This is a genomic window from Acinetobacter sp. YH01008 (assembly GCF_013420435.1).
Lineage (GTDB): Bacteria > Pseudomonadota > Gammaproteobacteria > Pseudomonadales > Moraxellaceae > Acinetobacter > Acinetobacter pseudolwoffii.
This window is the reverse complement of sequence record NZ_VOYD01000033.1, coordinates 17263-28113: the sequence shown is the minus strand read 5'-3', so window position 1 is coordinate 28113 and position 10851 is coordinate 17263. Positions and strand designations below refer to the sequence as shown.

The window sequence follows — 10851 nt, the reverse complement described above, 5'->3', positions numbered from 1 at the left end:
TTCTTGACTCAAGCATTAATGCAGTACGATCTTCAAAGTTAAGATGATGGTATGACAATTTTATATACTCCATAAACCCTTTAAATTAATTAGGTGGTTTATGTCGCACTTCAAGTTTTACTCTGCCTTATTTAATTGATTTAAATGGGATAAAGAATATAAAGTATAGTTTTAATGAGAATTTTCATTCAATAAGATATTTAATTAATTAATTGAATTGTAAGATGATTCAAAGAGTGTAAATTTTATAAAAATATAGGTGTTGATTAGGATGTTATGAAATCAAAAGATTTAAATGAATGTATTAATTTAACAATAAGTTTTCAGAGTGAGATTAATAGTAAGTATAGGAGGGGGATTTTTACTAAAGGCGATGATGTATGAAAAATAACAAAAAAAACAAAACGGAATCACACTTTTTTTACCTATCCGAGGGTAAGTTGTAAATCTTTGTAAATAATGCAAATAGTTTGGGGTTATTATTATTTAAAAAATATGAAAATCATATAGTTAAATTTTATTTGATTATCTTCAATTTTTTAAGTTCTTTTTTAGCTTTATGGGGAGTTTCGTAGGAATTACATGTAATAATTATTATTTTTAAATAATTGTATATAAAATAATGACATACAAAAAAATACTAATCCAGGGAAATAGGAAAATATATTGTGAATAATAAAGTATCTGTATGTTTTTTTATTAATGATAGTAAGATAACTACACGCTGTATAGCCTTACTCATAATAAGAAAGAGTTTTTATATCAGCGCGACCCAAACAAATAAATATATTCTTTTTTTTAAAGAATGGAGAAGATCATGAATAAAATGACTCAAACAGTATTAGCAGCATTAGCACTAAGCTTTGGTTTTGGCTCAACAGTTGTTTATGCAGCAGATGCGGAAACTGCAGGACGCCCAGGTCATAATCCTAAACCACCAATTGACTGGAGTAAATGTAATACTTTAGGCTGTGAAAAAGAAATTCCAATTTCACTTAAAATTAATAAGAAATGTATTTTAACTGGTGGAAATGCAATAGTATTATCTGCTGCTGGTGGAACCCAAACTACAAATTATTCAATTACAACAAATACCCCTTATGTTCTGAATTTACAAACTGCAAATGCCGGTGCTAATAATACTACGTTTGTTAGACATGAAACAGATGCATCTGAAACAATTGCTACAACAATTGTGACGACTAAACAAGGTGCTGCAGGTACTGTTCCATTTGGTAATTCAAATCATACTGGTCAAGCAGTTGATAATTATACTCTTGCAGTTACTAATACTGCAGTTGATGCTACACAGTTAGCAGGTAATTATACCGATCGCTATCTAATTAAAGCTTACTACTAATTTATTTACTCAACCTAGCCTGATATTTATGTTGGGTTAGGTTGCCTCATTATATTTTTAAATGGAAATTATAATATGAGAAGAACAACTATATTATTATTTTTATCTTTTTTTTCTTTTACTGGGGGGAAGGCTGATGTTGCAATTGATCCAGTACAAATGTATATATTAAATGATACAAAACAAAAAACAACAACACTTACTTTAGAGTCTATAAATGAAGTAGAAAAAAAGATATTTGAGGTAAAAGCATTTAAATGGGATCAAAATGATAAAGGTGAAGATGTGTTGGAGAAAGATGATACTCTTATAATTAATCCAAGAAATTTTATTTTAAAACCTAATGGGAAACAAGTTATACGTGTTGGTTTTAATCGTCCAATAGCATCTGTATTAAATGGTCTGGAAGAGGGTGCCTGGCGCATTGTAATTGAGGAATTACCTCAGCCTGTAAAAGAATCATCTATTACTTTCTTGATGAATTTTAACCTGCCATTATTTATTGGAAAGCAAGATAACCTAAAATTAAATTTCAATATTGAGAATGATAAGCTTATTGTTAAAAACAAAGCAGAATCTCATATTCAAATTTCAAAGTTACAAATTTTAGATTCTAATAAGAAAGAAGTTTTTACTAGTAATAATATGAAATATGCCCTTAAAGACAAGAATATTTTCTATGAGTTAGAAGGGGTTAAGATAAATAATCCTCGTAATTATTTTGTTAAAGTAATGACAGATAAGTCGCATGAGGAAATAGAGTTAAAGCTTATGGATTAAAATTATAATTAAGGATTATATTATGCAGTTAAATAGAAAAATAATTATTCTAGTTAATATTTTATTCTTGTGTAATGCTAATGCTAACCAGAATCCTGATGATGAATTTTTTGCTAATCTCTGGATAAACGAGCTTGATCATAATATAGATATTATTTTAATAAAAAGTAATGATAATTTTTATATAGAGTGCAATATATTGTCGGAACGAGATATTGATATATCTAAATTATCAAAAATGGCTTCTCGGGATGAGTTTTGTCTTATTTCGGATCGGAATATTCAATCTAATTTTGATGCCTCTAAGCAAACAATTAATCTCACGATACCTACCCAACTGTTTAAATCAAGTACACAGATCTCCCAGTTGCAGACTATGCCAGAGAGAGCCAGCTTTGGAGGTTTCGTAAATTATGATTTTACCTATTTAAATGCAAAAATAGACAGAGAGACGAATTCTTTATATAACGGCCTGACAGAGCTGGGTATTTTTAAAGATTATTGGATTTTTAAGAACTCAATAGCATATTATAATCATCCTTTGAATGAATATTTTACTCGAGTCAGTACTAGTATTGACTTTGAATTTCCTAAAAGTATGACTCAGCTTACTTTAGGAGATACAACTACAGTATATAATCCATTAATTAATTCTTTACGTTTTGCCGGTTTAAACTGGGGAACTAATTTTACTGAGCGACCAAATTTTATTTATTGGAATACTCCAACCTTACAGGGGAGTGCGCGTGTTCCTTCTACAGTTGATTTGTATATTAATGGGGTAAGTATATATAGCCAAAGAGTCAGTCCTGGTGATTTTAATCTTCAAACTGGTGCACAAATTCAACAGGCAGGAAATGCACAAATTGTTGTTGAAGATGTGTTAGGGAATAGGAGTGTACAAAGTTTTCCTATTCTGGTGACGAATCGGTTATTAAGACCTGATCTTAGTGAATATAATGTTTCATTAGGAAAGTTGCGTTATAATTATAATATAGAAAGTGATGACTATCGTGATTTTTTCTCTAACTTTTATTATCGTTATGGGGTATCTAATTGGACAACCCTTGGTTCTAATTTTGCTTATAGCGAAGACTTGCAAAATTTAGGCTTTCTATGGACTCAAGCGATTAGTCATTATTTGGTTTTGGATAGTGTAGTTCAAGCTTCACATGATGAACTTAATAATTTTAATTATTCATATGGATTATCTGCTGCAAAGGATTTCGGAAGAGTTTCACTTGGTGCCAGTGCAAAATATACAGAAAGAGATTTTAAATATTTAGGTGATGAACTGGATAATTTTTATAGTTATCCTAAGTATGAATATTTAATTTATGCAGGAATGAGCAATGTCCCTCTCTTGCATAATATTTATTTGAATTATGCTGCCCAGAGTTTTCATCAGCAAGAAATACGCGTGGAAGATGAGATTCCTTTATTTTTTCAAAATGATCGTAAAACTTTAAATTTAGGGTTTAATCGTCGGCTAGGTAGGAAGGGAAGCCTAGGTTTAAGTTATTTTAGCTCATTCGGTGATGATCGGGATTCTGGAGTTGTCTTATCACTTAGCTATAGTTTTGATGATGATAAAGCAGTTTATTTTAGTCATTCAACAGATGAAAGAACTAAATTGCAATTTGTTAAAAGTAATCCTAATCAGGTTGGATTTGACTATGAAACAGGTGTAAATAGACTCGAAGATGAAACACTATATAATTTCAATGGGCGATTGAAAACAGATGTTGGGGATTTAAGTTTTTATCATATAGAGGGAGATAATGAGTCTGAATCACAATTAAACTATCGTGGTGCGGTTGTTTTTCTTAATAATAAATTTAATTTTACCAAGTTAGTTGATAATGCATTTTCTGTTGTTAGTGTGGGAGATTATCAGGATGTCGATGTTTTAAGGTCTTTATCTGTAGTGGATAAAACGAATAAGAAAGGCTATACCTTTGTTCATGATATTATTCCTTATGTAAATTATGATATTGGTTTTGATCAGAATCAGTTACCAGTTGAAGATAAGATTCCTTATGCAACCAAGAGGCTTACTGCTTTAGATCAGCGGGGCTATATTATTAATTTTCCTATATATAATACAAAACAGGTCACGATTTTACCTGTAGATAGTAATAATAATAAATTTACAGCCGGTTCAGAGTTATATATCGATAATGATGGTGGGGAGGTTTATCCTATCTCATCGGACGGTACGGTCACTCTATATGGGCTTATTCCAAATACTTACAATATTAAAATCATCAGCACCGAATCTAAAACTTGCTTTGCACAATTGACGGTTACAGAAAATCAAAAAGAAGAAAGCGGACTGTCTACGCTTATTTGTAAATAAAGGATGAAAAATAATGAAACTTAAATTTACTGTACTTATGTTCACTCTATTATTGACCAGCCTAAGTCATGCCCAACGTTGTCAGATTGATCGGTCGACAGCATCAGAACTCAAATTGAACTCCTCTTATCTGAGCCAGGCTGCGACTTCATTTATCGTAAGGTGTGATAGCAGTTATGCTATTCAATTTAATTCTAGAAACTTAACCAGCACTAATGGCAGCAGTTATTTGGTTAATGAGCGCAATCATAAAATAAGAACACAAATGTATATTTCTGGAGCAACCTCATCCCGTTGGAATATGCCGATATCCCAACCGGCAACTAGCCTAAGTAAATTTGTTGTATTGGTACAACTGGCTGAACAACCTTCTGCTTTGACCCCAGCTGGAGTTTATAAGGACAGTTTATATGTTGATCTTATCTACTGAATTCTTTTAGCTAGCTCTTAACAGGGAATTAAACTTTGGTCTATTTAAGTCCTTTAGCCAGATTTTGAGGCTTTCTGTCTGGATTTTTTAGGCATAAGCTATGGTTGTGAATAGGTAAGTTAATTTACTGTCAACGCTGTTAATTGTTAGTCGAGTGAATTAGATATCTCTATAAGTACATAAACTTCCGAATAAAATGAAAGAAGGGGACAATATCATTAAAATGCAATAAACAAGCATTAGACTCTAGCTTAAAATATAATCACATAGGTGTGATATGGAACAGCCCTGCACCTCAGCGTTATCGAAAAAAATGTCTGCACTTCAAAATATTAGCTTTGACTTAAAACAGTTGCGACAGCAAAAAACAAAAATGACCCTGCCTTTGGAAGAGTTGACTCGTCCTCGTCTCAAAATAGCAATTGTGACCGAAACATGGCCACCTGAAATTAATGGGGTAGCACATTCATTGTTACAGCTGTGCAAAGGCCTGAAAAAACAGGGGCATAAGATTTTATTGATTCGACCCGAGCAAAAAGGCATCTGTGCTGAATTTCAACCCTATCGGGAATGTTTGGTCAAAGCACAGCGTATTCCCAAGTATTCAGGTTTGCAGTTTGGTTGGCCACAATTCCTAAAAGTTCGTCAGGCTATGGAAGTTTTTGAGCCGGATGTGGTGCATATCGTAACAGAAGGTCCATTAGGACTTGCTGCGCAGCAAACTGCAAGATCCCTTGAAATCCCTGTGTCGAGCGGCTTTCACTCCTCGTTTCAGGAGTTTAGTCGTTTCTTTGATCTGGCATTTTTGCTTAAATCCATTCAGCACTATCTGAAATGGTTTCACAATCATAGTGAAATTACTTGTGTGCCGAGTCGTGAAACTGCCGAAGCACTGCGCAAGTTTGGAGTTACGGGGCCGTTGGTGGTAGTGGGGCGAGGAGTGGATACACAAGCCTTTTCCCCAAAATGGCGTTCTGATTCACTACGCCAAAGTTGGGGCGCGTCCAAAGAAACCCGGGTGATGTTATATGTCGGGCGTTTATCGCCGGAAAAAGAAATACCTGTAGTGATTCAGGCATATTTCACATTGCGTCAGATGCATTGTCAGGATGTGCGTCTGGTGGTGGTTGGCGATGGCCCGGACCGACAGCGTTTAGAGCAGTTGAATCATGATGGTTCAATCATTTTTACGGGAAGTTTGCGGGGTCAGCAACTGGCCGAAGCATATGCGAGTGCTGATATTTTTTGCTTTGCAAGTCAGGTTGAAACTTTTGGCAATGTGGTGCTGGAAGCCATGGCAAGTGGTTTACCTGTTATTGCTTATGATTATGCTTGTGCGCACCTGCATATACAGCATGACCGCACCGGTTGGCTCAGTTTACTTGGCCAAGAGCATGATTTGACAGCCAATATTCTGAAGTTACCAGATTATCACACACTTAGGAAAATGGGTGTGTATGCTTCACAGTGTGCGGAAAAGGTTGGATGGCAACATCCTGTAGCGCAGTTTGAACAGGTTCTGTACTCGATCACAAGGCAAAATAAATGACCTAATTAAAACAAGAGCGGGAGCAACACGATGAAAATCCACAATGCCAAACTCAAATTTCTAGAAATCGATTTAAAAGGCTGTGTCTACTTCAATCATCTCTCCCATTCGGATCGAATTGCTACTTTTTTTAAAATCATTAGTCGTTTGGGTGACGGCGTCTTCTGGTATGTGATGTGTTTTGCTGCATGGGGAATTCGTGGCTTGGAGTATGGGCTGCAGATGCTCTATATTATTCTGGGTAGTACACTGGGTACGCTGATTTATAAAGTTCTCAAAACAAAAACTGTACGTCCAAGACCTTATCAGGTGCATCAGGTGATTCGACTGGGTGAGCGGCCGCTGGATCATTTTAGTTTTCCGTCTGGACATACCTTGCATGCGGTAATGGCAACCACGGTCTTGGGTTATGTTGCACCGCTATTATTGCTGTTGATGCTCCCTTTTACGCTGCTGGTGGCTTTATCGCGCATGATTCTGGGATTGCATTATCCAAGTGATGTCGCAGTTGGGGCAATGATCGGAGGCATGATGGCCGTGGTCATTGTGCTGAGCGCACCTTATCTCAATATTATGTTGTAAAAGTAAGTGAAAACTGGGGCGAAAGCTCGCAGATTTTTATAAATTTGCTAAAGTACAGCATTAAAGCAAATATGGTGAGAAATAGAGATGGGTTTACGTTGGACTGATACCCTGGATATCGCGATTGAACTCTACGAAGCGCATCCAGATGTGGACCCGCAGTGGATTCGTTTTACTGATTTACACGCCTGGGTATGTGCCTTGCCTGAGTTTGCAGATGACCCGACTAAATCCACAGAAGGTCTGCTGGAAGCGATTCAAATGGCATGGATTGACGAAGCGCGTTAAGTGCCCGATTGAAAAAAGCATATTTTTACAGTGTAAAAGCAGAAAAGTGCGCATTATCTCGGTATAATGCGCCAAATTTTCATGTCAACAATTGACTTAAGGAGCCTATCATGGCTATCGAACGTACTTTATCTATCGTAAAACCAGACGCAGTTGCTAAAAACCACATCGGCGACATCTTTGCTCGTTTCGAGAAAGCTGGTCTTCAAATCGTTGCAACTAAAATGAAACACTTGACTCAAGCTGAAGCTGAAGGCTTCTACGCTGAGCACAAAGAACGTGGTTTCTTTGCTGACCTCGTTGCTTTCATGACTTCTGGTCCAGTGGTTGTTTCAGTTCTTGAAGGCGAAAACGCTGTTCTTGCTCACCGTGACATCCTTGGCGCGACGAATCCTAAAGAAGCTGCTCCTGGTACAATCCGTGCAGATTTCGCTGTAAGCATCGACGAAAATGCTGCTCACGGTTCTGACTCTGTAGCATCAGCTGACCGTGAAGTTAACTACTTCTTCGCTCAAACTGAGATTGCTCCACGTACTCGTTAATTCGCAGTATTCAAACCAGATAAGTGTTATTATACTTATCTGGTTTTTTTATTCTTTGAATAATTCTTTGCTCACATATTGAGCTTCTCCTTTGATCTTTAGACATGGTTTAGGTAATACACATGAGTACTGAAGTCGTCGCTGTATCTGCAGTTTCAGCTGCACAGCAACCATCTCCGTCCACTCCCACACAGCAGAATGCTGTGGAAAAAGTGAACCTACTCGGCATGTCTCGTCCGCAAATGGAGAAATTCTTTGAGGATATGGGGGAGAAGAAGTTTCGTGCCGGACAGGTAATGAAATGGATTCACCAATTTTTCGTGACCGATTTTGCCGAGATGACCAATATCTCGGGCAAACTGCGTGAAAAACTGGAACGTATTTGTGAAATTAAAGCGCCCGAAGTGGTGCATAAAAATTATTCTAAAGACGGTACCCGGAAATGGGTCTTCCGTGTTGGTGATGGTGACGGCTCACTCGTCGAAACTGTGTTGATTCCTGCTGAACATCGTAGTGGCCTACGTCGTACCTTGTGTATTTCGTCTCAAGTGGGCTGTGCACTGGACTGTTCATTCTGTTCAACCGGTAAACAGGGTTTTCAGCGCGATTTAGATCAGTCAGAAATCATTGGTCAGTTGTGGGTGGCGAACTATTCCTATATGGAAGATGTGCCTGTGGCAGATCGTGAACGTTCAGTCACGAATGTGGTCATGATGGGCATGGGCGAACCACTGCTTAACTACGATGCCGTACTCAATTCCATGCGCATTATGCTCGACGACTTTGCTTATGGCATGTCGAAACGTCGCGTGACTTTATCGACATCAGGTGTGGTGCCGAAAATCGATCAAATGGTCAAAGACATTGATGTGGCACTGGCAATTTCATTGCACGCACCAAATGACGAACTGCGTAATGAACTGGTGCCAATCAACAAGAAATATCCTTTAGAACAACTGATTGCGGCGTGTCAGCGTTATATTGCCAAAGATGGTAATGAAAGTTCACGTAAACACGTCACCATTGAATATGTGATGCTGGATGGTGTGAATGATCATCCTGAACATGCACAGCAAATGATTAAGCTGCTGAAGAACTTGCCGAGCAAGATTAATTTGATTCCATTCAACCCTTTCCCGCACGCGCCTTATGGGCGTTCAAGCCGTAACCGCATTATTTCTTTCCAAAAAACTTTGTCTGATGCCGGTTTTGTGTGTACGATTCGTCAGACACGCGGTGATGATATTGATGCGGCGTGTGGACAGCTTGTAGGTCAAGTGGCTGATCGTACCCGTCGTGCGGAACAGTGGAAAAAGAAAATTGCGCAGTCAAATGAGATTATGCGTTCACAAGGATAATAAGAGGTCGCCAGTTGAGAAATCTAACATCTAAAATTGCTTTGATTTCAACAGTATGTGTGTCTTTAGCTTTGGTTGCATGTCAAACGCCAGATTTGGGTCAGAAAGATCCTGAAAAAGCCACCAAAGTCCGTACCCAATTGGCGGCAGAATATTTAAGAACAGGTGACCTAGATGCAGCCAAACGTGCGCTGGATCAGGCACTCGAAACGACTCCGCGTGATTCGCAAGCGAATATGATGATGGGCGTGCTATTGCAACAGGAAGGTAGTCAGCTCAATCTTGAGAAAGCAGATGCTTATTTCAAGCGTGCAATTTCGGCAGATCCGAAAAATGCACAGGCACGCAACAACTATGGCACGTATTTATATCAGCTAGAACGCTATAATGATGCGATCGAGCAGTTTAACATTGCCGGTGCAACTTTAGGTTATGATCAGCGTTTCCGTGCGCTGGAAAATATGGGACGTATTTACCTGAAAATGGGCGATGTGGTGAATGCTGAAAAATCATTCAAACAGGCGCTTCAGGCGAATCGCGATTCATATATATCAATGTTAGAGTTGTCAGAAATTTTTTATTTAAACCAGCAGTTCCCGGCAGCGACACAACTGTATCAACAGTTTGCGCGTGGTGTGGGACAGAAAAATCAGGGTGCCCGTGCGCTCTGGGTTGGCATTCGCACTGCGCGTGCCAGTGGTGATCAGTTGGGGATGCAGGTATTGGTGAACCAGTTACGTGCATTGTTTCCTGAAAGCCAGGAATACCAACGTTATTTGCAATTACAGTACAGTACTGAGGCCGTATGGAAGTAAATCCTAATTCACCTTCGAATCATTCGAGCGTAGCTCCAAATGCGTTAGGAAATATTCAACGTCCGGGCGAGTACTTGCGCCAGATTCGTCTCAATCAGCAACGTGATCTGGAAAATGTGGCCAAAGAGCTGAATATTCCGGTCAAAACCCTGACTGCACTTGAGCAGGATGAATATAAGTCTTTGCCTGAGGCGACTTTTATCAAAGGCTATTACCGGATCTATGCCAAACTTTTGGGTGTAGATGCGTCGACTATTATTCAGCGTTTTGATGAAATTTATACCAATGATACGGGTTTGTTGCCCAATCATGCGCTGAATAATTCCCCCATCAAAATTATGGGGAAATTGCCAGGTTCCAAGCGTGACCGTAACCGTAAATGGTTAAAGCGCATTTTTATTACGCTGGTCTTGCTGCTAATTTTGGGCGCACTGTTTGCCATGATTCAAAACTGGTCGAGCAGTAATTCGCAAAATAGCAGTGAAGTTTCTGGAGTCGGTGCTTCCAATATCGAGATTCTGAATCTGGATGCAGGCGCCGCACTGTCTGGCGACCAGCTAAAACTCGATTTTAACCGTCCGACCTCTGTGCATATCGTCGATTCAGCCGGTAAGGTTTTAGCGACTGGCCGTCAGGCATCGAGTTTGCAACTCAATGGTGAAGCGCCATTCCAGATTCGTCTTGATGATGCGGCAGCTGTATCACTCAGCCTGAATAATGAAAATATTTCATTGTCACCTTATACCGTAAACGGAAAAGCAGAATTCCGTTTGTCACCTTAACAGATC

The 10851-nt window shown here is 38.4% G+C and carries 11 protein-coding genes; all 11 read left to right on the top strand.

Annotated elements, in window-relative coordinates:
- Nucleotides 1-817: 817 nt before the first annotated feature.
- The 11 genes from FTT75_RS13675 to FTT75_RS13625 all read left to right on the top strand — a co-directional run bounded on the left by FTT75_RS13675 (nucleotide 818) and on the right by FTT75_RS13625 (nucleotide 10845).
- Nucleotides 818-1360 carry a hypothetical protein gene (locus FTT75_RS13675; protein WP_180186666.1) on the top strand — a complete coding sequence of 181 codons (543 nt, stop codon included), beginning with the start codon at nucleotides 818-820 and terminating at the stop codon, nucleotides 1358-1360.
- A 75-nt stretch (nucleotides 1361-1435) separates the two neighbouring features.
- Nucleotides 1436-2140, top strand: a complete 705-nt coding sequence (locus FTT75_RS13670) for a molecular chaperone (RefSeq protein ID WP_180186664.1) — start codon at nucleotides 1436-1438, stop codon at nucleotides 2138-2140.
- Nucleotides 2141-2162: 22 nt separating this feature from the next.
- Entirely contained in the window at nucleotides 2163-4499 is a 2337-nt protein-coding gene (locus FTT75_RS13665) for a fimbria/pilus outer membrane usher protein (protein WP_180186662.1), read from the top strand.
- A gap of 13 nt (nucleotides 4500-4512) precedes the next feature.
- Nucleotides 4513-4929 carry a hypothetical protein gene (locus tag FTT75_RS13660; RefSeq protein WP_180040561.1) on the top strand — a complete coding sequence of 139 codons (417 nt, stop codon included), beginning with the start codon at nucleotides 4513-4515 and terminating at the stop codon, nucleotides 4927-4929.
- A 277-nt stretch (nucleotides 4930-5206) separates the two neighbouring features.
- Complete coding sequence (locus FTT75_RS13655) at nucleotides 5207-6478, top strand: glycosyltransferase family 1 protein (RefSeq protein ID WP_180186660.1); 1272 nt, start codon at nucleotides 5207-5209, stop codon at nucleotides 6476-6478.
- Nucleotides 6479-6508: 30 nt separating this feature from the next.
- Nucleotides 6509-7060 carry a phosphatase PAP2 family protein gene (locus FTT75_RS13650; RefSeq protein WP_180186658.1) on the top strand — a complete coding sequence of 184 codons (552 nt, stop codon included), beginning with the start codon at nucleotides 6509-6511 and terminating at the stop codon, nucleotides 7058-7060.
- A gap of 87 nt (nucleotides 7061-7147) precedes the next feature.
- Nucleotides 7148-7348 (top strand): Fe-S cluster assembly protein IscX, encoded by a 201-nt coding sequence (gene iscX / locus FTT75_RS13645; protein ID WP_005172695.1) that lies wholly within the window; start codon nucleotides 7148-7150, stop codon nucleotides 7346-7348.
- A gap of 110 nt (nucleotides 7349-7458) precedes the next feature.
- On the top strand, nucleotides 7459-7890 hold the full coding sequence (gene ndk / locus FTT75_RS13640) for a nucleoside-diphosphate kinase (RefSeq protein ID WP_004647460.1): 432 nt from the start codon (nucleotides 7459-7461) through the stop codon (nucleotides 7888-7890).
- A gap of 122 nt (nucleotides 7891-8012) precedes the next feature.
- Nucleotides 8013-9248: a 23S rRNA (adenine(2503)-C(2))-methyltransferase RlmN gene (rlmN, locus tag FTT75_RS13635; protein WP_005095669.1), complete on the top strand. Its 1236-nt coding sequence runs from the start codon at nucleotides 8013-8015 to the stop codon at nucleotides 9246-9248.
- A gap of 14 nt (nucleotides 9249-9262) precedes the next feature.
- On the top strand, nucleotides 9263-10063 hold the full coding sequence (pilW, locus tag FTT75_RS13630) for a type IV pilus biogenesis/stability protein PilW (RefSeq protein ID WP_005172689.1): 801 nt from the start codon (nucleotides 9263-9265) through the stop codon (nucleotides 10061-10063).
- Entirely contained in the window at nucleotides 10054-10845 is a 792-nt protein-coding gene (locus tag FTT75_RS13625) for a DUF4115 domain-containing protein (protein WP_005172687.1), read from the top strand. Before pilW ends, FTT75_RS13625 begins: the two co-directional genes overlap by 10 nt.
- Nucleotides 10846-10851 lie beyond the last annotated feature (6 nt).